23 protein-coding genes are annotated in these 26,135 nt (G+C 68.9%); 19 read left to right on the top strand and 4 right to left on the bottom strand.

Annotated features, from left to right (window positions below):
* The first annotated feature begins 51 nt into the window (after positions 1–51).
* The 10 genes from secY to truA all read left to right on the top strand — a co-directional run bounded on the left by secY (position 52) and on the right by truA (position 7,247).
* Positions 52–1,365, top strand: coding sequence for a preprotein translocase subunit SecY (gene secY, locus H295_RS0113060; protein ID WP_020135805.1), 1,314 nt, complete (start codon positions 52–54; stop codon positions 1,363–1,365).
* Positions 1,365–2,027, top strand: a complete 663-nt coding sequence (locus H295_RS0113055; protein WP_020135804.1) for an adenylate kinase — start codon at positions 1,365–1,367, stop codon at positions 2,025–2,027. The genes secY and H295_RS0113055 overlap by 1 nt, the downstream gene beginning before the upstream one ends.
* Before the next feature lie 114 nt (positions 2,028–2,141).
* Positions 2,142–2,978, top strand: coding sequence for a type I methionyl aminopeptidase (map, locus tag H295_RS0113050; protein WP_020135803.1), 837 nt, complete (start codon positions 2,142–2,144; stop codon positions 2,976–2,978).
* A 163-nt stretch (positions 2,979–3,141) separates the two neighbouring features.
* Positions 3,142–3,363 carry a translation initiation factor IF-1 gene (gene infA / locus H295_RS0113045; RefSeq protein ID WP_003948620.1) on the top strand — a complete coding sequence of 74 codons (222 nt, stop codon included), beginning with the start codon at positions 3,142–3,144 and terminating at the stop codon, positions 3,361–3,363.
* Positions 3,364–3,392: 29 nt separating this feature from the next.
* Positions 3,393–3,506, top strand: a complete 114-nt coding sequence (gene rpmJ / locus H295_RS0113040; protein ID WP_003998809.1) for a 50S ribosomal protein L36 — start codon at positions 3,393–3,395, stop codon at positions 3,504–3,506.
* Positions 3,507–3,699: 193 nt separating this feature from the next.
* The gene (rpsM, locus tag H295_RS0113035) at positions 3,700–4,080 is read left to right on the top strand and encodes a 30S ribosomal protein S13 (RefSeq protein WP_020135802.1); all 381 of its coding nucleotides are present in this window, start codon (positions 3,700–3,702) and stop codon (positions 4,078–4,080) included.
* Between the two features lie 70 nt (positions 4,081–4,150).
* On the top strand, positions 4,151–4,555 hold the full coding sequence (gene rpsK, locus H295_RS0113030; RefSeq protein ID WP_003956432.1) for a 30S ribosomal protein S11: 405 nt from the start codon (positions 4,151–4,153) through the stop codon (positions 4,553–4,555).
* Positions 4,556–4,671: 116 nt separating this feature from the next.
* Positions 4,672–5,694, top strand: coding sequence for a DNA-directed RNA polymerase subunit alpha (locus tag H295_RS0113025; RefSeq protein WP_003966937.1), 1,023 nt, complete (start codon positions 4,672–4,674; stop codon positions 5,692–5,694).
* A gap of 117 nt (positions 5,695–5,811) precedes the next feature.
* Complete coding sequence (gene rplQ / locus H295_RS0113020; protein WP_020135801.1) at positions 5,812–6,324, top strand: 50S ribosomal protein L17; 513 nt, start codon at positions 5,812–5,814, stop codon at positions 6,322–6,324.
* A gap of 68 nt (positions 6,325–6,392) precedes the next feature.
* Entirely contained in the window at positions 6,393–7,247 is an 855-nt protein-coding gene (truA, locus tag H295_RS0113015; protein ID WP_020135800.1) for a tRNA pseudouridine(38-40) synthase TruA, read from the top strand.
* 18 nt (positions 7,248–7,265) lie between these two features.
* Here truA and H295_RS0113010 read toward each other — a convergent pair whose 3' ends face one another.
* The gene (locus H295_RS0113010) at positions 7,266–11,672 is read right to left on the bottom strand and encodes a choice-of-anchor D domain-containing protein (RefSeq protein WP_020135799.1); all 4,407 of its coding nucleotides are present in this window, start codon (positions 11,670–11,672) and stop codon (positions 7,266–7,268) included.
* 292 nt (positions 11,673–11,964) lie between these two features.
* Here H295_RS0113010 and H295_RS0113005 point away from each other — a divergent pair, with 292 nt between their 5' ends.
* From H295_RS0113005 to H295_RS0112980, 6 genes are all read left to right on the top strand, one after another.
* On the top strand, positions 11,965–13,557 hold the full coding sequence (locus tag H295_RS0113005) for a glycosyltransferase family 2 protein (protein ID WP_051135547.1): 1,593 nt from the start codon (positions 11,965–11,967) through the stop codon (positions 13,555–13,557).
* A complete protein-coding gene (locus H295_RS0113000; RefSeq protein ID WP_020135797.1) occupies positions 13,554–14,603 on the top strand; it encodes a glycoside hydrolase family 26 protein in 1,050 nt (349 codons plus the stop codon). The genes H295_RS0113005 and H295_RS0113000 overlap by 4 nt, the downstream gene beginning before the upstream one ends.
* Positions 14,600–16,447, top strand: a complete 1,848-nt coding sequence (locus tag H295_RS0112995) for an ArnT family glycosyltransferase (RefSeq protein ID WP_020135796.1) — start codon at positions 14,600–14,602, stop codon at positions 16,445–16,447. The genes H295_RS0113000 and H295_RS0112995 overlap by 4 nt, the downstream gene beginning before the upstream one ends.
* Complete coding sequence (locus tag H295_RS0112990) at positions 16,444–18,252, top strand: glycosyltransferase family 39 protein (protein WP_020135795.1); 1,809 nt, start codon at positions 16,444–16,446, stop codon at positions 18,250–18,252. Before H295_RS0112995 ends, H295_RS0112990 begins: the two co-directional genes overlap by 4 nt.
* A gap of 67 nt (positions 18,253–18,319) precedes the next feature.
* The gene (locus H295_RS0112985; RefSeq protein WP_020135794.1) at positions 18,320–19,078 is read left to right on the top strand and encodes a polyprenol monophosphomannose synthase; all 759 of its coding nucleotides are present in this window, start codon (positions 18,320–18,322) and stop codon (positions 19,076–19,078) included.
* 8 nt (positions 19,079–19,086) lie between these two features.
* Positions 19,087–19,614, top strand: a complete 528-nt coding sequence (locus H295_RS0112980) for a GtrA family protein (protein WP_020135793.1) — start codon at positions 19,087–19,089, stop codon at positions 19,612–19,614.
* A 63-nt stretch (positions 19,615–19,677) separates the two neighbouring features.
* Here H295_RS0112980 and H295_RS0112975 read toward each other — a convergent pair whose 3' ends face one another.
* The gene (locus tag H295_RS0112975; protein WP_020135792.1) at positions 19,678–20,571 is read right to left on the bottom strand and encodes a hypothetical protein; all 894 of its coding nucleotides are present in this window, start codon (positions 20,569–20,571) and stop codon (positions 19,678–19,680) included.
* An 870-nt stretch (positions 20,572–21,441) separates the two neighbouring features.
* Between H295_RS0112975 and rplM the strand changes: the two genes are divergently transcribed.
* The 3 genes from rplM (at position 21,442) to glmM (ending at position 23,997) form a co-directional block, all read left to right on the top strand.
* Positions 21,442–21,885, top strand: a complete 444-nt coding sequence (rplM, locus tag H295_RS0112970) for a 50S ribosomal protein L13 (RefSeq protein ID WP_028809313.1) — start codon at positions 21,442–21,444, stop codon at positions 21,883–21,885.
* A 42-nt stretch (positions 21,886–21,927) separates the two neighbouring features.
* A complete protein-coding gene (rpsI, locus tag H295_RS0112965; protein ID WP_007384094.1) occupies positions 21,928–22,449 on the top strand; it encodes a 30S ribosomal protein S9 in 522 nt (173 codons plus the stop codon).
* Between the two features lie 189 nt (positions 22,450–22,638).
* The gene (glmM, locus tag H295_RS0112960) at positions 22,639–23,997 is read left to right on the top strand and encodes a phosphoglucosamine mutase (protein WP_020135790.1); all 1,359 of its coding nucleotides are present in this window, start codon (positions 22,639–22,641) and stop codon (positions 23,995–23,997) included.
* A 66-nt stretch (positions 23,998–24,063) separates the two neighbouring features.
* Here glmM and H295_RS0112955 read toward each other — a convergent pair whose 3' ends face one another.
* Together H295_RS0112955 and coaA are read right to left on the bottom strand one after the other, a co-directional pair.
* Positions 24,064–24,984: a DUF389 domain-containing protein gene (locus H295_RS0112955; RefSeq protein WP_020135789.1), complete on the bottom strand. Its 921-nt coding sequence runs from the start codon at positions 24,982–24,984 to the stop codon at positions 24,064–24,066.
* A 26-nt stretch (positions 24,985–25,010) separates the two neighbouring features.
* Positions 25,011–25,979, bottom strand: coding sequence for a type I pantothenate kinase (gene coaA / locus H295_RS0112950; RefSeq protein ID WP_020135788.1), 969 nt, complete (start codon positions 25,977–25,979; stop codon positions 25,011–25,013).
* Between the last annotated feature and the right edge of the window lie 156 nt (positions 25,980–26,135).

Here is a 26,135-nt window from a genome sequence, read left to right as displayed (position 1 = left end):
CCTCAAGACCGTCACCCTTGACGCAGTAGCGCGGGGGTCGCAGGAGGCACCGTGCTCACCGCGTTCGCCCGGGCGTTCAGGACGCCCGACCTGCGCAAGAAGCTGCTCTTCACGCTCGCCATCATCGTGGTGTACCGCGTGGGTACCCACATTCCGATCCCTGGCGTCGACTACAAGTCCGTCCAGGAGTGCGTGGACCAGGCGTCCGGCAACACGGGACTCTTCGGTCTGGTCAACATGTTCAGCGGTGGCGCGCTGCTGCAGATCACGATCTTCGCGCTCGGCATCATGCCGTACATCACGGCGAGCATCATTCTCCAGCTGCTCACCGTGGTCATCCCGCGTCTGGAAGCCCTCAAGAAGGAGGGCCAGGCCGGTACGGCGAAGATCACGCAGTACACCCGTTACCTGACGGTGGCGCTCGCCATCCTCCAGGGCACCGGTCTGGTGGCTACCGCCCGCAGCGGTGCGCTCTTCTCCGGCTGCACCGTGGCGTCGAGCATCGTCCCGGACCGCGCGATCTTCACCACGATCGTCATGGTCATCACGATGACCGCCGGTACCGCCGTCGTCATGTGGCTCGGTGAGCTCATCACCGACCGCGGCATCGGCAACGGCATGTCGATCCTGATGTTCATCTCGATCGCCGCGACCTTCCCGTCCGCGCTGTGGGCCATCAAGAAGCAGGGCACCCTGGCCGGCGGCTGGATCGAGTTCGGCACCGTCATCCTGGTCGGCCTGGTCATGGTCGGTCTGGTGGTCTTCGTCGAGCAGGCCCAGCGCCGTATCCCGGTGCAGTACGCGAAGCGCATGATCGGCCGCCGGTCCTACGGCGGTACGTCGACGTACATCCCGCTGAAGGTCAACCAGGCGGGTGTGATCCCGGTCATCTTCGCGTCGTCGCTGCTCTACATCCCGGCTCTGATCGCGCAGTTCTCGAACGGCAACTCGGGCTGGAAGACCTGGATCGAGCAGAACCTCGTCAAGGGCGACCACCCGATCTACATCACGCTCTACTTCTTGCTCATCGTTTTCTTCGCGTTCTTCTACGTGGCGATCTCCTTCAACCCCGAGGAAGTCGCCGACAACATGAAGAAGTATGGTGGCTTCATCCCGGGCATCCGGGCTGGCCGACCGACCGCTGAGTACCTCAGCTACGTACTCAACCGGATCACCTGGCCGGGTTCGCTGTACTTGGGTCTGATCGCTCTTGTGCCAACGATGGCGTTGGTCGGCTTCGGGGCAAGCCAGAACTTCCCGTTCGGCGGGACCAGCATCCTGATCATCGTGGGTGTCGGTCTCGAGACGGTGAAGCAGATCGAGAGCCAGCTCCAGCAGCGCAATTACGAAGGGTTCCTCCGCTGATGCGTATCGTCCTCGTCGGGCCGCCGGGTGCCGGCAAGGGAACGCAGGCCGCGTTCCTCGCCAAGAACCTGTCGATCCCGCACATCTCCACGGGCGACCTGTTCCGCGCCAACATCAGCCAGCAGACGGACCTCGGCAAACTCGCGAAGTCCTACATGGACGCGGGCAACCTGGTTCCGGACGAGGTCACCATCGGGATGGCCAAGGACCGTATGGAGCAGCCCGACGCCGAGAACGGCTTCCTGCTCGACGGCTTCCCGCGCAACGTCTCGCAGGCCGAGGCGCTCGACGAGATGCTGCAGACCGAGGGCATGAAGCTGGACGCGGTGCTGGACCTGGAGGTACCCGAGGAGGAGGTCGTCAAGCGCATCGCCGGCCGCCGCATCTGCCGCAACGACTCGGCGCACGTCTTCCACGTCTCCTACAAGGCGCCCCAGCAGGACGGCGTCTGTGACGTCTGCGGCGGCGAGCTGTACCAGCGCGACGACGACTCCGAGGAGACCGTCCGCAAGCGGCTGGAGGTCTACCACACCCAGACCGAGCCGATCATCGACTACTACAAGGCCCAGGGCCTGGTGGTCACGATCTCGGCGCTCGGCAAGGTGGAGGACGTCACCGGCCGCGCGATGGAGGCCCTCAAGCGCGAGGACCACGCCGCCTAGCGGTTTCACGCTGTGCTACAGCCGCGGTTCCCTTCCGAGGGGGCCGCGGCTGCTGTGTGGGTGCACGTATCGTTGATGGCGCCCGCCCCCATATCTCCGAAAGGCCCCCGCAGCATGGTGCAGATCAAGAACCCCGAGCAGATCGCCAAGATGCGTGAGGCGGGGCTGGTCGTCGCCGCCATCCACGCGGCCACCCGTGAGGCCGCGGTGCCCGGGGCCACGACCAGGGATCTCGACCAGGTCGCGCGCAAGGTCCTCGCGGAGCACGACGCCAAGCCGAACTTCCTGGGGTACGGCGGCTTCCCGGCGACGATCTGCACCTCGGTGAACGAGGTCGTCGTCCACGGCATCCCGTCCGACGAGGTCGTCCTCAAGGACGGCGACATCATCTCCATCGACTGCGGCGCGATCATCGACGGCTGGCACGGGGACGCCGCGTTCACGGCGTTCGTGGGGTCGGGGCACGCCCCGGAGCTGATCGAGCTCTCCCGGGTGACCGAGGAGTCCATGTGGGCCGGCATCGCGGCGATGAAGCAGGGGAACCGGCTGGTCGACGTCTCCCGGGCCATCGAGACGTACATCCGCCGCCAGCCGAAGCCCGGCGGCGGCAAGTACGGGATCATCGAGGACTACGGCGGCCACGGCATCGGCACCGAGATGCACATGGACCCGCACCTGCTGAACTACGTCGACCGGCGGCGGGGGAAGGGGCCGAAGCTGGTGCCGGGGTTCTGCCTCGCGATCGAGCCGATGGTGTCCCTGGGCACGCCCCGGACGGAGGTCCTGTCGGACGACTGGACGGTCATCACGACGGACGGGACGTGGTCGTCGCACTGGGAGCACTCGGTTGCCCTGACCGAGGAAGGGCCCTTGGTGCTCACGGCTCCGGACGGTGGCAAGGCGAAGCTTGCGGAGCACGGGGTTGTTGCGGCTCCGGATCCGCTTGCCTAGGTCGTATGCCGTCAGTGCTTAAGGATCTCCGTGGCGGGGCATGGATCCTCGATTCGTCTTTTCTGGTAGTGCTGACGTAGACTGACTCGTCGACTCTCGTGTGCCCGCATGTCTTCATGCTTGGGCGGGAGTCGATCAAGGTAGTCGATTCGAAGGGCGAAGCGTGGCCAAGAAGCAAGGTGCCATCGAGATCGAGGGCACTGTCGTCGAGTCTCTTCCGAACGCCATGTTCAAGGTCGAGCTCCAGAACGGCCACCAGGTCCTGGCACACATCAGCGGCAAGATGCGGATGCACTACATCCGTATCCTCCCTGACGACCGGGTCGTGGTGGAGCTTTCTCCGTACGACCTGACCCGTGGCCGGATCGTCTACCGGTACAAGTAGATCCCTCTGACTCGGAGAACCTCGATCCCATGAAGGTCAAGCCGAGCGTCAAGAAGATCTGCGACAAGTGCAGGGTGATCCGCCGTCACGGCCGGGTCATGGTCATCTGCGAGAACCCGCGCCACAAGCAGCGCCAGGGTTAATCGCAACCGGCCTCACCCTCTGCATCCGCAGAGATTCGCGCGACGCGAGCTGAATATGTAAATACGCGGAACCCGGGCGGCCAGTGCACGCCCGACACCCTCGGTTCGGAGGCCGAGGACCCGATTCGTACCTGGTACGGCGGTCGGGATCCGGTTCTGCGTCAGACCTCCGAAGATCAACTGGAGCCATTGAATGGCACGCGTTTCCGGTGTTGACATCCCGCGCGAAAAGCGCGTGGAGGTCGCCCTGACCTACGTGTTCGGCATCGGCCGGACTCTTTCGCAGCAGACGCTGGCGGAGACGGGTATCGACCCGAACACCCGTGTTCGTGACCTGAGCGAAGAGCAGCTCGTCGCGATCCGCGAGTACGTCGACAACAACATCAAGACCGAGGGTGACCTCCGTCGCGAGATCCAGGCCGACATCCGCCGCAAGGTCGAGATCGGCTGCTACCAGGGTCTGCGCCACCGCCGTGGTCTGCCTGTCCGTGGTCAGCGCACCAGCACGAACGCCCGCACCCGCAAGGGCCCGCGTCGCGCCATCGCCGGCAAGAAGAAGCCGGGCAAGAAGTAGTCCTCAGCGGACAACGCTTCATCAGCGGTCTTCGCTGTAGGACCGACCACCTCCCCGTAGGAGTTTGTAGATGCCCCCCAAGGGTCGTCAGGGCGCTGCCAAGAAGGTGCGCCGCAAGGAAAAGAAGAACGTCGCTCACGGCCACGCGCACATCAAGAGCACGTTCAACAACACGATCGTCTCCATCACGGACCCGTCCGGCAACGTGATCTCCTGGGCCTCCGCCGGCCACGTCGGCTTCAAGGGCTCCCGGAAGTCCACGCCGTTCGCCGCGCAGATGGCCGCCGAGTCGGCTGCCCGTCGCGCGCAGGAGCACGGCATGCGCAAGGTCGACGTGTTCGTGAAGGGCCCGGGTTCCGGTCGCGAGACCGCGATCCGTTCGCTCCAGGCCACGGGCCTCGAGGTCGGCTCCATCCAGGACGTCACCCCGACCCCGCACAACGGCTGCCGTCCGCCGAAGCGTCGTCGCGTCTGACGCGGTTCGCTTCGTAGCGGTTTTCGGGCGGTACGTCTCGTAAGGGTCGTGCCGCCCGTACCCTTGAAGTACCTCAGGGCATCAAATAGTGGGTGCCCCTGAACTGAAGGATTCACATGCTGATCGCTCAGCGTCCCTCGTTGACCGAAGAGGTCGTCGACGAGTTCCGCTCCCGGTTCGTGATCGAGCCGCTGGAGCCGGGCTTCGGCTACACCCTCGGTAACTCCCTCCGCCGCACCCTCCTGTCGTCGATCCCCGGCGCTGCTGTCACCAGCATCCGCATCGACGGCGTCCTGCACGAGTTCACCACCGTGCCGGGCGTCAAGGAGGACGTCACCGACCTGATCCTCAACATCAAGCAGCTGGTCGTCTCCTCGGAGCACGACGAGCCGGTCGTGATGTACCTGCGCAAGCAGGGCCCGGGTCTGGTCACCGCCGCCGACATCGCGCCCCCGGCCGGTGTCGAGGTGCACAACCCCGACCTGGTCCTCGCCACGCTCAACGGCAAGGGCAAGCTGGAGATGGAGCTGACGGTCGAGCGTGGCCGCGGTTACGTCTCCGCCGTGCAGAACAAGCAGGTGGGCCAGGAGATCGGCCGTATCCCGGTCGACTCCATCTACTCGCCGGTTCTCAAGGTCACCTACAAGGTCGAGGCGACCCGTGTCGAGCAGCGCACCGACTTCGACAAGCTGATCGTCGACGTCGAGACCAAGCAGGCCATGCGTCCCCGTGACGCCATGGCGTCGGCCGGCAAGACCCTGGTCGAGCTGTTCGGTCTGGCCCGCGAGCTCAACATCGACGCCGAGGGCATCGACATGGGCCCGTCCCCGACGGACGCCGCCCTTGCCGCCGACCTGGCGCTGCCGATCGAGGAGCTGGAGCTCACCGTTCGGTCGTACAACTGCCTCAAGCGTGAGGGCATCCACTCCGTGGGTGAGCTCGTCGCCCGCTCCGAGGCCGACCTGCTCGACATCCGCAACTTCGGTGCGAAGTCGATCGACGAGGTCAAGGCGAAGCTGGCGGGTATGGGCCTGGCGCTCAAGGACTCGCCTCCCGGGTTCGACCCGACCGCTGCGGCGGACGCGTTCGGCGCGGACGACGACGCGGACGCCGGGTTCGTGGAGACCGAGCAGTACTAAGCGCTCCGCACCCCTTCCAGGCCCCTTCGGGGGCCTGGATCTCTGACAGGCGACCGTCTGCTCAGATACTGACTCCGGTACCTGGTACGGCCGGGGCAGACACCTAGGAGAAACATCATGCCGAAGCCCACCAAGGGTGCCCGTCTGGGCGGCAGTGCCGCGCACGAGAAGCTGCTGCTCGCGAACCTCGCGAAGAGCCTCTTCGAGCACGGCCGTATCACCACCACCGAGGCGAAGGCGCGCAAGCTGCGTCCGTACGCCGAGCGTCTGATCACCAAGGGCAAGAAGGGCGACCTTCACAACCGCCGTCAGGTGCTTCAGGTGATCACGGACAAGAGCGTCGTCCACACGCTCTTCACCGAGATCGGCCCGCGCTACGAGAACCGTCCGGGTGGTTACACCCGTATCACCAAGATCGGTAACCGCCGTGGCGACAACGCGCCCATGGCTGTCATCGAGCTGGTCGAGGCGCTGACGGTCGCGCAGCAGGCCACGGGTGAGGCCGAGGCCGCCACCAAGCGTGCCGCCAAGGACGCCGAGGCTGCTCCGGTCGCCGAGGAGACCAAGGTCGAGGAGACCGAGGTCGTCGAGGACGCCAAGCCTGAGGCCGAGGAGTCCAAGGACGCGTAAGCGTTCTGCCGCGGGCCCGTTCCTTTCGAGGAGCGGGCCCGCTTTGGTGTTCTTGAGAGGATCTCCGTGTGAGTGACGAAGTGCAGCCCGGGTACGTCCGTGTCCGTCTCGACCTGTCCTACGACGGGACCGAGTTCTCCGGGTGGGCCAAGCAGGCCGGCGGCCGGCGGACCGTGCAGGGCGAGATCGAGGACGCGCTGCGGACCGTGACGCGGTCCGGGGACGTGACGTACGAGCTGACGGTGGCCGGGCGCACCGACGCCGGGGTGCATGCGCGGGGCCAGGTGGCGCATGTGGACCTGCCCGCGGGGCTGTGGGAGGAGCATCGTGAGAAGCTGCTGAAGCGGCTCGCGGGGCGGCTGCCGAAGGACGTGCGGGTGTGGTCCCTGCGGGAGGCTCCCGACGGGTTCAACGCCCGGTTCGCGGCGCTGTGGCGGCGGTACGTCTACCGGGTGGGGGACCGGCCCGGAGGTGTGGACCCGCTGCTGCGCAACCATGTGCTGTGGCACGACTGGGAGCTGGATGTCGCCGTCATGGACGCCGCCGCCAAGTCCCTCGTCGGTGAGCACGACTTCGCGGCGTACGCGAAGAAGCGTGAGGGAGCGACGACGATCCGCGAGATCCTCGACTTCGGGGTGCGGCGGCGCGCGGACGGGGTCGTGGAGATCGAGGTCCGGGCCGACGCCTTCTGCCACAACCAGGTGCGGTCCATGGTCGGCGCGCTGCTGTTCGTGGGGGACGGGCACCGGGGCGTGGAGTGGCCGCGGAAGGTGCTGGACGCGGGCGTCCGGGACAGTGCCGTCCATGTCGTACGGCCGCACGGGCTGACCCTCGAGGAAGTCGGGTATCCGGCGGACGAGTTGTTGGCGGCGCGGAACAGGCAGGCGCGGAACAGGCGGACGTTGCCTGCGGCCGGCTCCTGAACCGGCCGCAGGCGGAGCTCATCGCCTGACGGTGAAGTACTGCCAGGCTCCCCAGGTGTCGATGTTGGTGTTGTCCCGGCTGCTGTGCACGTACTGCGCGGCCACCCGGTACCGGTTGTTGAGCCCGTTGGTGAGGGACATCTTCTGGCGGCCGGTGCTGCTGGAGCTGAGGGCCGCGCAGGCCGAGGTGGACTGTGTGTGCCAGGCACCGCTGTAGTACCGCTGCACCCGGTACTTGACGCACTGGCCGGCCTTGTTGGGCGCCACGGTGACGTCGAGCTGCTCCTTGGCGGTGCGGTGGTACACCCGGTAGACGGTGCTCCCGATGGTCGTGTTCGTGTAGTAGCCGGACAGCTTCTGCGAGACCCCCGCGTAGGTGTGCACCGCGCGGGCTGCCGTCTTCGGGGCGTACCGGTAGTCGCCCGTGAACACCGCGCTGAACGTGGTGTTGCGGGTGAGCTTGTACGACGCGGTCAGGTTGCCCTTCGAGTCGACCTTGGCGGACTTCACCAGGACCTTGCTGCCGCTGTACGGCTGGGCGTAGATCGCCACCGTACGGCTGTTGTAGGTGGTGCCGAGGTGGGCGGTGACCTTGGCGGTCTGGCCGTACTTGTACGTCCCGTGGTCGGTGGCGACCGTCAGGGACGTGGCGGCCCTGGACACCTGGACGGTGGCGCTGCCGCTGCCCTGCTTGTGCGAGACATCGCCGCCGTAGGACACCTTGTACACGTTGGCGCCGCCGATCTGCGGGGTGTCCGGGAACGAGAACGAACCGTCCGCGGCGACCTTCGCGTCCGCCAGCGCGGTGCCGGACGTGTGCCCCAGGTCGGTCTTCGTCACCTTGACGACCCCGCCGCTCGCGAAGGGCGCACCGGAGAGCTTGCCCGACACGGTCAGCTTCTGCGCGCGGGTGGCCGTGGCCGGGGCCGTCACGCTGACCGAGGTGGTCAGCCTGGTCGCCTGGACGAGCTTGGTGGCGTTCGCCGCCGCGTGGGTCGCGTCGCCCGCGTAGCTCGCCGCGTAGGTGTGGGTGCCCTCCGCGGGCGGGGTGTCGGTGAAGGTGAAGGTGCCGTCCGCCTTCGTCGTCGCGTCGGGCAGTGCGGTGCCGTTCCGGGTGAGGTGCACGACCTGGCCCGCGGGAAGGGCCGCGGTCGAGGCCAGGGTGCCGGTGACGGTGAGCTGCCGGCCCGGGACACCCGTGCTCGGGGCGGTGAGCTGGAGCGAGGTGGACGCTTTCGGCTCGGTGACCGGCGCCGCCTCGCTGACGACCGGGCCGCTCACCGACTGCACGTCGGCGGTGTCGCCGGTGGCACCGGAGAAGGCCAGGAGCGCGGTGGACGTCAGGGTCGGTGTCGCGTCCGTCACCTGCGTCCCGTCGATCCAGACGTACAGATGACCGGCGGCGACCTGGATGTCGATCTGGTGCGTGCCCTGGCGCAGGGCGATGCCGAGGGTGTTCGGCGACGCGTAGTCGATCGTTGGGGAACCGGCCGTGCTGCGGCCCACGGCGACGAAGTTCTGCGTCTTGATCGTGTCGTTCCAGCCGGTGCCGAACGCCACCACCGTGCCCGGCCGCCCGGCGATGCCGAGGCCGTCACCGGAGTCGCCCAGCGCCGAGGCGGAGTTCTGGGCCGGGTCGAGGAGGGCGAACGTCATGCCCTTCCCGCTGGTGCCGGGGCCGAACTTCGCGGTGAAGGTGGCGCGCAGACCCTCGGTGCGCACCGGCTGGGTGTAGACCGCCGAGCCCGCCTGGTAGCTGGTGGCCGGGGTCAGCTGGACCCCGCCGCCGTCCGCGGGTACCGCCGAGCCGTTGGTCTGCCACTTCCCGTCGGCGGCCGAGGTGGTCGTGGCGGTGCCGGTGCCGGTGCCCTTGATCTGCACGTACATGGCGCCCTGGGCGGAGCCGTTCGCGTCGGTGCCGGTGCCGGTGACCTCGTAGAAGGCGCTCAGGTCCGTGCCGGAACGCGGGGTGAACGTCACGCTCTGCACCGCGGTCTGCTCGGGACCGATGATCAGGCCCTCCGAGAGCTGCACCGGGCTGTTGAAGTCACCGGTGGGGGCCTTGGCCTTGGTCACCTTCACGGGGATGTTGCCGGTGTTGGTGATCGTGAACGACAGCGACTTCGAGCTGCCGACCGGGACCTGGCCGAAGTCCAGCGAGTCCGTGGAGAACTCCAGGTGCCCCTGGCCCGTGATGGCCGTCGCGCTGAGCGGCACGCTCAGGGTGTGCGTGGCGCCGCCGCCGCTGCTGCTGACGACGAGTGCGTCGGTGTCGAGCTGGTCGCCGTCCGGTGTGTAGGTGACCGAGAGCACGAACGAGCCGCCGGCCGGTACGACCGTGCCCGTGCTGGGCAGCCCCGAGGCGGAGAAGGCGCCGCCGGGCGCGTCGACCGCGTCGATGGTCTCGGGGGCGGTGCCGGTGTTGGTGATCTGGAGGTTCAGCGTCGAGGTGCTGCCGGTGGGGACCTCCCCGAAGTCCAGGGCGCCGGGTGCGGCTCCGAAGCCGGGCCGGGTGCCGACGCCGTGGAGGGCGAAGACCAGCTTCTGGCCGTCGGAGAGGTTCGCGGTCAGGGTGCCGTTGATGCCGCCGGTGGTGGTGGGGGCGAAGCTGATCGGCACGTCCAGGGTGGCGTCCGTCGCCAGCGCGGTGGGCTGGTCGGGGGTGGGCACGGCGGACGGGTCGACCGAGAACGCCCCGGAGGCCTTGAGGCCGGTGATGCTGACGTCCTGTGTGGCGGTCAGCTTCATCGTGGCCGCGCTGCTGTCACCCACGCCGACCTGGCCGAAGTTCAGCGAGGCCGCGGTCAGGGCGGTGCGGGCGGGGCTGCCGAAGCCGTAGAGGACACCGTCGCGGGTGCCGACGTACACCTTGCCGTGGTCTGCGGTCGGGGTGCTGAACTTGGTGGCGGTGCCGATGGGCGCGGACCACAGCAGCTGGAGCAGGCCGTTGCCGTCGGGGGTGGGGCTGTAGGCGCGCAGGGTGCCGTCGGCTCCGGAGGCGTTGCTCGCGGAGGTCATCCACACCAGGGCGCTGGACTCGTCGTCGCCGTCGGAGGTGACCAGGGGGGAGCCGCTGGTGTAGCCGAAGGTGTCCTGGCTCTGGCCGGTCAGGGTCAGTGTGGGCGTGCCGCCGTTGCGCACGCCGTACTTGAGGGCGCGCAGCGGACCCTGGTTGCCGACGACGTAGACGTAGCCGCCGTCGCCGCCCCAGAACGCGGGGTGGCCCCACATGCCCTGGTAGGGGCCGGACACGCTCACCGCGGCGTCGCCGCCCTGGGGGCCCTGGCCCATGCCGCCGAGGTTGTCGCGGTCGAGCAGGAAGACCCGCCCGTCCTTGCCCTGCTGGACCAGCAGGTGGGGGTGGTCGGCGGTGCCGTAGCCGTCCGGGAGTGCCATCGGGGCGCCCGAGGAGATGTCCTGGTCGGTCAGGTCCAGAGTCGCGGCGTCGCTGGGGCTGAAGAAGTCGGCGGTGCTGAGGCTGTTGTCCGCGCCGACCTGGAGGCGTACGACGGACTCGGCCAGGGTGCCCTGGACGGTCTTGCCCGGTCCGGGCGCCGGGCTGATGCCGTTGCCGGTGCTGAAGAAGATCCGGCCGGAGCCGTCCGAGACCAGTCCGCCGCCGGACTGCCAGATGCCGGCGCCGCCCGTGGTGGCACCGGTCACGGTGGCCCACATCGAGGTGATGCTGTGTCCGGTGGTGCTCACGCCGACGACGTAGCCGCGGTACGGCCAGGCGTCGCAGTGGGCGCCGAACCCGGCGTAGACGACGCCGTCCATCAGCAGCAGGCCGGGGCGCTGCTGCTCGTAGTAGGCGTCGAAGGAGACGCCCGGGTCGTTGACGGGGCTTCCGGCGATGGTGACCGGCCACCCGGGGCGCTCGGCTCCGGACGCCGGGTCCACGGAGTGCATCAGCCACTTCGGGTTGCGGTGCGTGGCGGTGCCGTCGTCGACCTTGGTGGTGAAGTAGAGGGAGCTGGTGGCGGGGTCGTAGACGGGGGTCGCGGTGGCCCCGATGTCGGGGGTCAGGTCCCCGCAGCCGATCGCCGAGGCGGGCCAGGACGGTCCGTAGTTCTTGCTCCACTCGATCGCGCCGGTGGTGCGGTCGAGGCCGTACAGGGTGTTCCGCTCCGTGACCGCGATCACCTGGTCGCCGAGCACCAGCGGCTGGGCGTAGATCTGTCCGTCCAGCTTGGTGGCGAAGAGCCGGCCGAAGGCGGAGGACTGGACGACCGCGGGGGAGAGCGCGGACTCGTCCTGGTCCCAGTTGGTGCGGAGGTTGTCCACACCCTGGGTGTTCTGGTCCGCCTGGGCGGAGGACGCGATCAGGCTGATCATCGTGCCGATCAGCGCCGCGACGGCCGTGGCGACGACGGACAGCAGCCATGTGCGCCGCCGACCGCGGTGCCGGCCACCGCGTGCGGGCATGGGAAACCCAGGCAAAACGGAACCCCCCTCTGGTGTCCGCGCCCGGAATGTTCACAGGTACGGCACAAACATGAAGACTGAGTGGTCGTTCCTATCATCAGTTGACCCGATTGCACACTGGGGCGACAGCTGTTACCCGTGTGATCCGTGATGAAACCCTCACTTAACAAGAAAGTTGAGGCGTAAAGCGCAAAGCCGGATATGCTTTCGCGGTCCGGCCGAGAGTTCGATTTATGGGGATGGTCGGTCATCCGCAGGGGTAGGCAGGGCCGGTTCGGCCCTGGGGGGTTTGATGACTAGTGCAGTCGGCACCGCCGCGCGTTCTCGTCGGCGCAGGCGAGTCGAGGAGACCCACGGGCTGCTGCCGCAGCCGCCGGACGACGTGGAGAAGTACTCCTACACGCGCCGCCACCTGTGGGTCCTGACGGCGGGTTCGTTGATCAGCTTCGCGTGTCTCGCGGTGAGCCAGCTCCTGTTCACCGCGTCGAGCCCGTGGTTCTGGCTGACCCTGCCGCTGCTGGCGTTCGTCATCGCGGACTACCTGATCTCGCTGTACCTCGACGGGCTCAGCAAGGACTTCGACGTCAAGAAGCACAAGCGCCTCGTCCGCGCGTGGCAGCCCGCCCGGTATCCGAGCGTGGACATCTTCCTGCCGGTGTGCGGCGAGCCCCTGGAGGTGCTGCACAACACCTGGGTCCATGTGAACCGGCTGGCCGGCAGCTACCAGGGCGTCGTGAAGACGTACGTCCTCGACGACGCCGCCGAGGACGAGGTGGGTGCCATGGCGGCCGACTTCGGCTTCCACTACGTGGTGCGGCCCAACCGCGGCTGGTTCAAGAAGGCCGGCAACCTCAACCACGCCTTCGAGAAGACCGACGGCGACCACATCCTCATCCTGGACGCCGACTTCGCGCCGCGCGCCGACCTGCTCGACGAACTGCTGCCGCACATGGACGACGACGAGAAGGTCGCCATCGTGCAGTCGCCGCAGTTCTTCCGCATCGTCGACGCGCAGAACTGGATCGAGCGGGGCGCGGGCGCCGTGCAGGAGCAGTTCTACCGCTCCGTGCAGACCTCCCGTGAGGACCACGACGGGTCCATCTGCGTCGGCTCGTGCGCCATCTACCGGCGTACGGCCCTCGAGCAGACCGGCGGCATCACGCTGATCGAGCACTCCGAGGACATGTACACCGGCTTCGACCTGCGGGCGCTGGGCTGGAAGCTGCGCTACGTGCCGGTCGCCCTGTCCGCCGGCGTGTGCCCGGACACGGCCGGCGCGTTCCACAACCAGCAGTACCGCTGGTGCATGGGCTCGCTCGAACTGCTCACCAGCAAGCGGTTCTGGGAGATGGACCTCAAGTTCAAGACCCGGCTCTGCTACGTCTCGGGCTTCCTCTACTACCTCCAGACCGCGCTCGCCACGTTCATCGCGCCGATCATCCCGCTCGGCCTGATGATCCTGCGCCCGGACCTGATGCGGGCCGAGGCCACCCTCTGGGTGCTGCCGAGCGTCGTGTACGTCACGCTGGTGCTGCCGCTGTGGCACCGGGCGCCGTACCGGCTGGAGGCCTGGGCCGTCCGTGTCATGTACGGGTGGTCGCACGTCTTCGCCGTCTGGGACGTGATGCGGGGCCGCCCCATGGGCTGGAAGCCCACCGGTTCGGCGGGCGCCAAGAAGAACGGCATGCGCCGCTACTGGAACTGCATGGTCATCTGGACCGGCGGCACCGCCCTGGCCTGGATCCTCGTCGCGGCCTGGCGCATGCTCACCCTCTATCCGCCGGACTTCGCGCTGATGCTGTCCGCCGGCCTCTTCTACGCCATGGTCGTCGGCCGTGTTCTCGTCCAGCCGCACGCCCAGGAAGTGCAGGAAGCGACCGCATGAGTTTCTCCGTACGCCAGCTGCGAGCCCCGCGTCCGGTACGGGCGCTGGCCGCCGTCCTGCTCGCCGGCGCCCTGCTGGCCGGATGCAGCACGTTCTCCGACGAGGGCCGCGCCCAGTACGAGCGCGGCCAGGGCGAGAACCCGGAGGCCACCGGCACGGCCGCGGCCACCGAGTCGGCGAAGCCCGAGCCGCCGTACGACGTGCGGCCGCTGCTGGACCCGAAGAAGAAGTACCTGGGGGTGGCCGCCGACGGCGCCCCCGCCAGGATGACGGCCGTCCAGGACTTCGCGCGAAGGGCCGGCAAGAAGCCCAACCTGGTGGAGTTCTACTCGGCCTGGGGCGACCAGTACGAGCAGCGGCTCGTGCAGAACTCCTGGGACTACGGCGCGGTGGCGTTCATCGCCTGGGAGCCGTTCAAGACGAGCCTGAAGGACATCGCCTCGGGCAGGCAGGACGCCTACATCCGCGAGTACGCGCAGTCCGTCGCGGACCTGAACCTGCCCGTGGCGATCAGCTTCGGGCACGAGATGAACGGCTTCTGGTACCCGTGGGGCACCAAGAAGGCCACCGCCGCCCAGTTCACCGCCGCGTACAAGCACATCCACGACATCTTCGACGACGAGGGCGCCACCCAGGTCATCTGGGTGTGGAGCCCGAACGTCACGCACCCGATGCCGGACGTGAAGCTCAAGCCGTTCTGGCCGGGCGACGACTACGTCGACTGGGTCGGTGTCATCGGCTACTACGGGGCCACCGGTCCGAACACCTACAAGACGCTGTACGGCCCGACGATGAGCGAGATCCGCAGCTTCACGAAGAAACCGTTCATCATCGCGGAGACCGCCGCCCAGGCCGGTGAGCGCAAGCCCGCCGACATCACGTCCCTCTTCCAGGGGACCGCCGACCGCGACGACGTCATCGGGTTCGTCTGGTTCAACTTCGACAAGGAGACGGACTGGCGCATCAACAGCGGTCCGCTGTCCGAGAAGACCTTCAAGGAGCAGGCCGCGAACCCGGACTTCGGATTCGATGTGACGAAGCCGTGAGCGATCGCACCACGCCCACGTGGGCGGACGAGCCCGAGGTGCACGACCCGTACGGGTACGGACAGCAGCAGCGGGAGAGCCTGCGGCAGTACGCGCAGCAGGCCCACGCGCCGGAGACGGAACGGGCCGGTGACTACCAGCCCGGCTACTTCACCGAGACCGGCAGTTGGCGCTTCGACGTCCACGGCCGGACGTCCGAGTACACCGACCAGCAGGCCTACGACACCTTCGCGCCCTTCGACCCGTACGCCTCCTACACCGCCGTCGAGCCCGAACCGGCGGCACCCGCCGCCGCGGAGCCCGAGCCGAGGAAGCCCGGCTACACCCTGCCGCCCGTGGCGGAGTCGTCGTGGGCGGTGGACACCCGGCGCAGCAAGCTGCTCGGGCGCGGGGTGCTGCTGTTCATCCTGCTCGTGCAGGCGGGGCTCTCCCTGCGGCTGACCGGGACGGCCTTCCAGGACGAGGCGCTCTACGTCGCGGCGGGCCACTACGAGCTGGCCAACCTGCTGCACGGCACCAAGCTCCCGGTGGACTTCGCGGCCTACTTCTCCGGGCACCCCAAGCTGTACCCGGTGCTCGCCGGCGCCGTGGACACCTACTTCGGCCTCGCCGGCGTACGCGTGGTCAGCCTGCTGTTCATGCTGGGCGCCACCGCGCTGCTGTACGCGCTGACCCGGCGCCTGTTCAACCTGCGCGCCGCGCTCGGGGCGGCCGCGCTCTTCTCGGTGCTCCAGTCGACGATCGTGCTCGGCAACTTCGCCACCTACGACGCCGCCGCCATCTTCCTGCTCGCGCTGTCCGCCTGGGCGGTGGTGCGCACCGACCGGATGAAGGCCTTCGCCGTGCTGCTCGCGGCCCCGCCGGCCGCACTGGCGTTCGGCGTGAAGTACGCCTCCGGTCTCTACCTCCCGACCCTGGTGGTGCTCGCGGTGATCACCGCGCACCGGCACCGCGGCATCCGCGCGCTGGGCCGCGGTGTGGTGCTGGGCACGGGCATCGCGGCCCTGCTCGGGATCGGCTATTACTTCTCCGGACCGCTGGGCGGCATCAGCTCCACCACCACCGACCGCGCCAAGGGCACGGACACGGCGGCCACGATGCTCCAGCACAGCGCGGAGTGGGGCGGGCTGGTCTTCCTGGCCGCGCTCGGCGGCACGATCGCCTACGTGCTGCGCGGGCGGATGGGCGAGATGCCCTGGATCGAGGGCGAGACCCCGGGGCGGGTACGGCGCGCCGCGCTCGGCCTGGTCCTGACGGGCACCGCACTGCTCGCTCCCGCCTACCAGATCCACCTCCACACCGAGATCTCGCTCTACAAGCACGTCGGCTTCGGACTGTTCTTCGCCGCGCCGCTGGCCGGCCTCGGCATGGCCCGGCTGGTCGGCCCGCACTTCCGGCATCCGCAGCTCGGGATCCTGCTGTACGTCGCCACCCTCGTGTTCGGCATGGTGCAGGCCCAGCGGGCGTACAGCTTCCCGGACTCCACGCAGATGACCGCGTACCTGAGCACGGTCGTCGACCGGAAGGGCACCTACCTCGCCGAGGAGCAGGAGGTCCCCGCCTACTACCTGCGGGACAAGACCAACTGGACGCAGTGGCAGAACACCTACTTCATGGACTACCGGGGCAAGAACGGCAAGCAGTACACCGGCCCCGACGCGTTCCGCCAGGCCGTCCGTGACGGAAAGTTCGACGCGATCGTGATGCACGGCGACGTCAGCCCGGTGACGTACCAGGCGGTGAAGGAGGGGTTGAAGAACAACTCCCACTACCGGCTGGCGGCCGTCTTCCCGTACACCACGAGCAGCGGAGAGCACGCCTACCGGATTTGGGTGAAGCGATGAGTCCCCACGCCCCCGCGCCCTACGGAGGCGGGTACCCCGACACCTCGGGCGGCCACGACCCCTACGCGGACCAGGGCGGCTACGCCGGGCAGGGCACGTACGCCGACCCGGCGCAGGGCACGTACGCCGACCGGGGCGCGTACGGCGTTCCACGGCAGTACGCCGACCGGGGCGGGTATCCGGGCGGGCAGGACACGTACGCCCCCGAGCCCACCGCGCCCGAACCGGTAGACCCGCAGCCGCCCACGGACGAGCCGGCCGCCGAGGAGCCCGGGACCCCGAAGGGCGGGCGGCTCGCCGCCGCGGTGGTCTTCCTGGTGCCCACGGCGCTCGCCCTCGCGCTGATCCTGCACCGGATCGGCGACCGCGAGCTGTGGCGCGACGAGCACGCCACCTGGTGGGCGGCCACGCTGTCCTTCCACGACCTGAGCCTGCTGATCCGCTCCATCGACGTCGTGTTCACGCCGTACTACGTGCTCATGCACTTCTGGATCGCCGTGGCCGGGGACTCCCCGACCGCGATGCGCATCCCGGGAGCGGTGGCCATGGCGGCCTCCGCGGGCCTGCTCGCCCTGCTCGGGCGGCGGCTGTTCACCACACAGGCGGGACTGCTCGCGGGGCTCGCCTTCGCCGTCGTGCCGACCACCACGCGGTACGGGCAGGAGATCCGCCCCTACGCCTTCGCGGTGGCCGCGGTGCTGCTGTCGACGCTGCTGCTCGCCAGGGCGCTGGACAAGCCGTCGTTCAAGGTGTGGGTCGCCTACACCCTGTCGGTGCCCATGATCGGCTGGAGCCACCTGGCCTCGATGGCCGTCCTCGGCGCGCACCTGGTGATGATCCTCATCGCCCGGCGGTCCGGCGACAAGATCGTGGGCTGGGCCTTCGCCGCGGCCTGCACGCTGGGCCTGTGTTTCGTCATCCCCATGGCCGTCTCCGGCTCGGGGCAGAGCGGACAGATCGCCTGGAACAATCCGACGGTCAACGACCTGCTCGACTTCCCGAAGAACCTCTTCGGGACCTGGGCGGTGGCCGTGCCGGTCATGGCGCTCGGCGCGCTCGGGCTGTTCTTCGCGGGACGGCGTGCCCTTCCGCTGGCCGTCTGGATCGTGCTGCCGCCCGTGGCGACCTACGCCACCGCCGCGCAGCTGCACCTCTTCCTGCCCCGCTATCTGCTCTTCACCGCGCCCGCCTGGGTGCTGCTCGCGGCCGTCGCCGTGGTGCGGATCGCGGGGCCGGTGGCCGGGGCGAAAGCCGGCACGGGAGCGGCGGTGCGGCGGGGCTTCGGCTGGGTGCTCGTGGCGGCGGCGGTCGCCGGGCTCGCCTTCCAGGCCCTGCCCGGCATCCGCGAGACCCGGCACAACGCCCTGGGCGAGCCCGACTTCCGCGGCGCCGCCCAGCTCGTCGAGGCCGGGCAGAAGAAGGGCGACGGCATCGTCTTCAGCGGTGTGATGTCCGAGCGCCGGGCCATGGACTACGAACTGCGCGACGACGCCGGCCGGCCGCGCGACACGCTGATGTACCGGACCCCGCAGCAACTGGGGTCGTTCGGCGCGCTCGAATGCCCGGACGCCGCGAGGTGCCTGGCCAAGGCCGACCGGCTGTGGCTCGTGTCGACGACGCTCGACGGGCAGCCGTTCAGCGGCATGCCGAAGACGACGGCGACCGCGATCAACAAGAGCTTCAAGGTCGTGAGGACCAAGAAGCTGTCATACCTCCAGCTCGTGCTCCTCGAAAGGACACGCGCGGCGACCGACGACCCGTCCGCGGACAGGGACGACGCCGCCAAGCGCAAGGTGCATACCTGAGTTGGGTTCCGGACGCGGGACGACCCGCGTCCGGTGGGGGGAGCAATCAATTGGGGAGGGAAAGAAGATGACGTACGACGTGGGGGCGGACGTGCCCGTCACCGTGGTGATGCCCACGTACAACGAGGCCGCCAACCTGCCGCGCATGGCGGAGCTGGTGCTCGGGCTGCCCATCGAGGGGCTGCACCTGAAGGTCGTCGACGACTCCAGCCCGGACGGCACCGGACGGATCGCCGAGGAGCTCGCCGACAAGTACAACTGGGACGGGCGGCACCGGATGAGCGTGCTGCACCGGACCGAGAAGGACGGTCTCGGCCGGGCGTACGTCGCCGGCATGAGCGCCGCGCTCGACGAGGGCGCCGCGTACGTGGTCCAGATGGACGCCGACGGCAGCCACCCCGTGGAAGCGGTCCCACGCATGCTCGGTACGGCCATGGCGTCCGGGGTCGGCCTGGTCGTCGGCAGCCGGTACGTGGAGGGCGGCTCGCTGGACGAGGACTGGGGCAGGCACCGCGTGCTGCTCTCGCGCTTCGCCAACCGCTACGCCCGGACCGTGCTCGGCACCAAGATCAGGGACATCACCGCCGGGTTCAACCTGTGGTCGGCCGCCACGCTGCGGGACATCGATCTCGCGACCCTGGACAGCGCTGGCTACAGCTTCCAGGTCGAGCTGAAGTTCAAGGCCGTCCGGGCCGGACACAGCGCCGTGGAGATCCCGATCCGCTTCGAGGAGCGCACCGAGGGCGTCTCCAAGATGAACCTCTCGACGCAGATCGAGTCGGCGGTGATGCCCGTACGGCTGCGACTGCGCAACCGACGGGGCTGAACGGGACGGTGAGCAGCGGACGTCACGCGCTTCCCTCCCGATTCGGGAAGCTGTACCGCGAGATCGCGAAGTTCGGCATGGTGGGTGCCTCGGGCTTCGTGGTCAACCTCGCGGTCTTCAACCTCATCCGGACCGTCACCGAGTGGCAGACCGTCCGGGCCAGCGTCCTGGCCACGGTCGTCGCGATCCTCAGCAACTACCTGGGCCTGCGGTACTTCGCGTACCGCAACCGCGACCAGGAGGACCGCAACAGCCGCAGGAAGGAGCTGACGCTCTTCCTGCTCTTCAGCGCGATCGGCCTGGTGATCGAGAACTCGGTCCTCTACGCGACGACCTACGGGCTCGGCTGGGACGGCACGCTCGCCACCAACGTCAGCAAGTTCCTCGGCATCGGGATCGCGACCCTCTTCCGGTTCTGGTCCTACCGCACCTGGGTCTTCAGGGCGACGGGGAGCCGGCGGACCGCCGACGAGCCCCCCGGTCCCGTGGTGCCGCACCCCGAGCCGGCTCTGAGCGGCTCCTGGGAGCGCGGCTGACCTGATCCGGCCGCTGACCTGATCCGGTCGGAGTGACCCGGCGCGCCCTCGGGGGGCGCCGGGTCACTCGCCCGCCGCTGTGGACGCCTGGGCCTCGCCCCGGCGGTGGATCTGGCGGAAGGTGAACTCGGCCAGGTTGTCGCCGATGCTGAAGACCGGGGTGTCCTTCTCCGTGACGTTCTTGCCGTTGGCGAAGCCGGAGATCGTGAAGTAGGCGTAGCGGCCGTAGGAGTTCGAGGTCGTGCGGCAGATCGCGGCGTTGCAGAAGGGCTTGACCGCGCCGCCGGACAGCGACTTCACGATGTCCTTCTTGGTGTTGACCTGCCCCTTGGCCTTCTGCGCCAGGGCCTCGGTGTCGAAGACCGCCACACCGACCGTCACCGAGACGCCGTCCTTGGTGTAGCTGACCCGCATGAACTGGGTGCAGCCGTCGGCCTTGAGGATCTTGCCGAGGCTCGCCTGGACGGTGTCCGCGGCGGCGCAGTTCTTGGTGTCGGAGGTCTCGCCCTTCTTGTACACGGTGGAGCCCATGGTCAGCTGCGTCCCCGGAAAGAGGAGCTTGGCGCTGAGGGGGTCCGTGTCCTTGGCCTTGCTGGCGATGAACTCCTTCGGGTCCAGCGGCGGCGGGGCGCTGGTCGGCGCGAACGACGGCGCGGTCCCGGTGGCGCTCGGGATGTCGGCGGTCGCCGGGAGCGATGACGTCGGCTTGTTGGCCTGGTCGTCGCCGTTGTTCGCCGATACGACGGCCATCGCGACGGCGGTGCCTATGCCGACCGTGGCGAGCGCGCCGCCGACGATGAAGAACAGCCGACGGCGCCTGTTACGGATCTCGGAGGCCTCGGCGAGCGCGGCCCAGTCCGGAGTCTGCTCGCCCCCGCCGCTGCTCCACGGCTGCTGCGACTGCGGTTTCCAGGGATCCCACTGGGACGGGGGTCCCCCCTGCTGCCCAAAGCTCATGGGGCGCATCTTAGACGGGGGACGGGAGGTGCTGTCGGGCCTGTGGACACCGGCCCGGGGGACCTTTCCGGCACCCGCACACATCTCCCCCCGAAGCCTCCGACCCGACCCGAGCGGAAGCGGGGGTGGGCCCGGAGGGGGTGGGTGTCGGCTCGGGCTGGGGGTCGGCGTCGGTCCGGGCGGGAGGTGCTGTCGGGCCTGCGGGCGCCGGCCCGGGGGGCCTTTTTCGGAACCCGCGCACATCTCCTCTTGAAGCCTCCGAGGCGACCCGAGCGGAAGCGGGGGTGGGCCCGGAGGGGGTGGGTGTCGGCTCGGGTCGGGGGTCTGTGTCGGCTCGGGCTGGGGGGTCGGTGCTGGCCCGGACGGGAGTGGGTGTCCGTCCGGGCGGGGGTCGGCGTCGGTCCGGGCGGGAGGTGTTGTCGGGCCTGCGGGCACGGGGTCGGGGGGGGCTTTTCGGCACCCGTGCACATTTCCTCTCGAAGGCTCCGACGCGACCCGTGCGCGACCCGGCGGGGTCTGTGTCGGCCGGGGCGGGGCCGCGTCGGTCACCATCGGTGGCTGGAACCCCGAACAGCAGCGCTACGCCACCGTCGCCAGCCTCGGGGGGTCTGCGTCGGTCCGGGTGGGAGCGGGGTCGAGGGGGCGTTGGGGGCTCGTTTTGACCCATCCGTGTGCGCCCGGGTATTCTGCCTCTTCGTTGTGTATTGGCTCGCTCGTTCTCATGCGAGAGGCCTCTACCTAGGTTCCCTGGAGCAGTTACCAGTGGGCGGCATACGGGCAGTGTCCCGGCATATTTGTCGTCCCCAGCTGCACGATCGCTTCAGTGATGCCATGTGTCAGCACCCATCCACTGAAGAAGAAGGCTGCGAAGTGCGTACGTACAGCCCCAAGCCCGGTGATGTGACTCGCCAGTGGCACGTCATTGACGCTCAGGACGTCGTCCTGGGCCGTCTGGCTACCACTGCCGCGAACCTCCTCCGTGGCAAGCACAAGCCGACCTATGCCCCGCACATGGACATGGGCGACTTCGTCATCATCATCAACGCCGACAAGGTTCACCTGTCCGGCAACAAGCGGACCCAGAAGATGGCGTACCGCCACTCCGGCTACCCGGGTGGTCTGCGCTCCGTCCGCTACGACGAGCTCCTCGACAAGAACCCCGAGAAGGCCATCGAGAAGGCCGTCAAGGGCATGATCCCCAAGAACAGCCTGGGCCGTCAGATGCTCACGAAGCTGAAGGTCTACTCGGGCGACCAGCACCCGCACGCTGCCCAGCAGCCGGTGCCGTTCGAGATCACCCAGGTCGCGCAGTAAGTCCGGCCACCCCCTAAGACTGAAGAGAATCTGAGGAGCATCGTGGCCGAGACCACCGTCGAGACGCCCGTCGAGGGCGAAGAGATCGTCGACATCGACAGCTACACCACCGAGTCCGAGGTCCCCGTCGAGGGCGAGTACACCTCGGAGTCGCTCGCGGGCCGCTTCGGCGACCCGCAGCCCGCGGCCGGCCTGGGCCGTCGCAAGAACGCCATCGCCCGCGTCCGGATCGTCCCGGGCACCGGCAAGTGGAAGATCAACGGTCGCACCCTCGAGGACTACTTCCCGAACAAGGTGCACCAGCAGGAAGTCAACGAGCCCTTCAAGGTGCTCGAGCTCGAGGGCCGCTACGACGTCATCGCCCGCATCGCGGGTGGCGGTGTCTCCGGTCAGGCCGGTGCCCTGCGCCTCGGCGTGGCCCGCGCGCTGAACGAGGCCGACGTGGACAACAACCGCGGCGCCCTCAAGAAGGCCGGCTTCCTCCGCCGCGACGACCGTGCGGTCGAGCGCAAGAAGGCCGGTCTCAAGAAGGCCCGCAAGGCCCCGCAGTACAGCAAGCGTTAAGCTTCGCTGCCTGTCTGCTCGTACCGGCTCGCATGCGCGGGTCAGCAGTACGTCCGTTCGCCCCGGCGGCACGCCACAGTGCCGTCGGGGCGTTCGTTTATCACTGCCTGAGGCGTATAACGGCACAAGGCGCTCAAAGGCTCATGTGATCGGATGATCTCCGTAACTGACGCTTCCCCAGGAGGACAAGTGGGACGACTCTTCGGCACGGACGGCGTGCGCGGTGTCGCCAACGCGGATCTGACGGCCGAGATGGCGCTCGGTCTGTCGGTCGCGGCGGCGCACGTGCTGGCCGAGGCGGGTTCGTTCGAGGGCCACCGGCCAACGGCGGTCGTCGGACGTGATCCCCGCGCGTCCGGGGAGTTCCTGGAGGCCGCCGTCGTCGCGGGCCTCGCGAGCGCCGGCGTGGACGTGCTGAAGGTCGGTGTACTGCCCACGCCCGCGGTGGCGTACCTCACCGGCGTCCTCGGCGCCGACCTCGGCGTCATGCTCTCCGCGAGCCACAACGCCATGCCCGACAACGGCGTCAAGTTCCTCGCCCGCGGCGGCCACAAGCTCGACGACGACCTGGAGGAGCGGATCGAGGCGGTCTACGACGCGCACCGGCACGGTGAGCCGTGGGAGCGGCCGACCGGTGCCGGGGTCGGCCGGGTGCGGTCCTACGGCGAGGGGTTCGACCAGTACGTGGCGCACCTCATCGCCGTACTGCCGAACCGGCTCGACGGTCTGAAGATCGTCCTCGACGAGGCGCACGGCGCCGCCGCCCGGGTGTCGCCGGAGGCGTTCTCGCGGGCCGGCGCCGAGGTGATCACGATCGGGGCGTCCCCGGACGGCCTCAACATCAACGACGGCTGCGGGTCCACCCACCTCGACCTGCTGAAGGCCGCGGTCGTCGAGCACGGGGCCGCGCTCGGCATCGCGCACGACGGGGACGCGGACCGGTGCCTGGCCGTGGACCACACCGGTGCGGAGGTCGACGGCGACCAGATCATGGCCGTGCTCGCGCTGGCGATGAAGGAGCGGGGCGCGCTGCGGTCCGACACCGTCGTCGCCACGGTCATGTCCAACCTCGGGTTCAAGCTGGCGCTGGAGCGGGAGGGGCTGCGGCTCGTCCAGACCGCGGTGGGGGACCGGTACGTCCTCGAGGAGATGAAGGAGCACGGCTACGCGCTCGGGGGCGAGCAGTCCGGGCACGTCATCATCCTGGACCACGCGACGACCGGGGACGGGACGCTGACCGGGCTGATGCTTGCCGCTCGGGTCGCGGAGAGCGGGCGGTCCCTGCGTGAATTGGCCTCTGTGATGGAGCGGTTGCCGCAGGTTCTGATCAACGTGCCCGACGTGGACCGGACTCGGGTGTCGACGTCCGCGGAGCTGGCGTCCGCGGTCGCCGAGGCCGAGCGGGAACTCGGTGAGACGGGGCGGGTGTTGTTGCGGCCGTCCGGGACTGAGCCGTTGGTGCGGGTGATGGTCGAGGCGGCGGATATTGATCAGGCTCGGTCTGTTGCCGGGCGGTTGGCGGATGCGGTGAAGTCTGCGCTCGGCTGAACAGCGGGTACTGGTGCGTTTTCGGGTGCGGGTGCGTGGGGGCTGGTCGCGCAGTTCCCCGCGCCCCTAAGGGCGTTTCCGCCACAGCCACTTCTGGAAGAGCAGGGTGACGATGCCTGCCAGGACGATGCCCAGCAGGTTCAGCAGGAGCTGTTCCGTGGAGCCCCAGGCCTGCTTGTACTCGCTGTAGCTGAAGGCCACCGCGGCGTTGGCGGCCGCCGGGACCGTGGTCACCGAGATGGCCACGCCCACCAGGGCACCCGACTTGGCCGAGGTCAGGGAGAGGGTGCCTGCGCAGCCCGCGAGGACGGCCACGACGAACGAGAACCAGTCGGGGCGGTAGATGAAGTTGGTATTGGGGCGTTGCGCGTCCAGCTGCTCCGCGCTGAACAGGTGCACGGCGTCCATGAAATAGCTGAAGCCGACCGTCACGAGCATCGCCGCCGCGAAACCCACGAGCAGCGCCGTCAGGGACCGCAACGCCAGGCGGGGATGACGTTGGACCAGGGCCGTGCAAATGCCTGCCAGCGGGCCGAACTCCGGGCCCACCGCCATCGCGCCCACGATGAGGATCGCGTTGTCGAGGACCACGCCGCAGGCCGCGATCATCGTGGCGAGGACGAGGAAGGCGAGGTAGGTGACGGAGAGCGTCGACTCCTCGTGGGTGGCGTCCGTCAGGTGCTCCCACAGGACCGCGTCGGCGGCCTCGCCGGGTGCCTCGTCCTCGGCCTTGTCCGCCCGCTTGGACAGCGAGAGGTCGATGTTCTCCACGGCGATGGAGCCCGTCTCGTCGAGCTCCAACTTCCGCAGCTCGCCGATGAGTTCGTCGCCGGCCTCGCGGGCCACGTCACACATCACGACGTCGCCGGCCGGGTTGCGGGCGGCGCCCGGCAGCACGACGAGGTGGGTGGTGCCGACCGTGTTCTCGATCAGGCGGACCACGTCGTCGGTCTTCCCGGCCGGGGTGATCAGACGCAGATGCAGCATGACGCCTTTCTAACAGGCGCCGGTGATCAGAGTTTGCGGAGGCTGAGCTTGCGCACCTTGTGGTCCTGGCCCTTGCGGATGACGAGGGTGGCCCGGCCGCGGGTGGGGGCGATGTTCTCCACCAGGTTGGGCTTGTTGATGGTGCGCCAGAGGGTGCGGGCGTAGTCGAGGGCCTCCTCCTCGGACACCTGGGTGTACTTCCTGAAGTACGACTCGGGGTTCTGGAAGGCGGTCTGGCGGAGCTTCTTGAACCTGCTCAGGTACCAGCGCTCGATGTCCTCGGTGCTCGCGTCGACGTACACGCTGAAGTCGAAGTAGTCGGCGAGACCGACGCGGGTACGGCCGTCCGTGCCGGGGAGGGCGGGCTGGAGGACGTTCAGGCCCTCGACGATCAGGATGTCGGGGCGGCGGACGGTGAGCTTCTCGCCGGGGACGATGTCGTAGATCAGGTGGGAGTAGACCGGGGCCGAGACCTCGTCCTTGCCCGCCTTGATGTCGGCGACGAAACGGGTCAGCGCCCGGCGGTCGTACGACTCGGGGAAGCCTTTGCGGGACATGAGACCGCGGGCCTGGAGTTCCCGGGTGGGCAGCAGGAAGCCGTCCGTGGTGACGAGCTCGACGCGGGGGTGCTCGGGCCAGCGGGAGAGCAGGGCGCGCAGGAGCCGGGCGACGGTGGACTTGCCGACGGCGACCGAGCCCGCGACGCCTATGACGAACGGGGTGCCGGACTGGGAGCCCTGCTCGCCGAGGAACGTGTTCAGCGCCCCTCGCAGCCCGTCCGTGGCACCGACGTAGAGGTTGAGCAGCCGGGACAGCGGGAGGTAGATGTCCCGCACCTCGTCGAGGTCGATGACGTCACCGAGACCGCGCAGCTTCTCGACCTCCTCGGCGTTCAGCGGGAGCGGCGTCTTCTCACGCAGCGCACTCCACTCGGCTCGGGTGAGGTCGACGTAGGGAGTCGCCTCCGGCTTGTGCCGGTGGGCGCTCCGGGGCATCGGGGAGACCGGAGAGATCACAGTCCATTGTTAACGGAGTTTGAACGGGGCGGGGGGTGGGGTGGGTCACGTCGGCGGCGGTGCCGCAGGTGACGCAGTACGGACGGATGCCGGAGGCCGGGGCGGCTGCGGCCTGGATCGGGCCCCTACGACCCA

This window comes from Streptomyces sp. 351MFTsu5.1, from assembly GCF_000383655.1.
GTDB lineage: Bacteria > Actinomycetota > Actinomycetes > Streptomycetales > Streptomycetaceae > Streptomyces > Streptomyces griseorubiginosus.
This window is presented reverse-complemented; position numbering and strand designations above follow the sequence as displayed.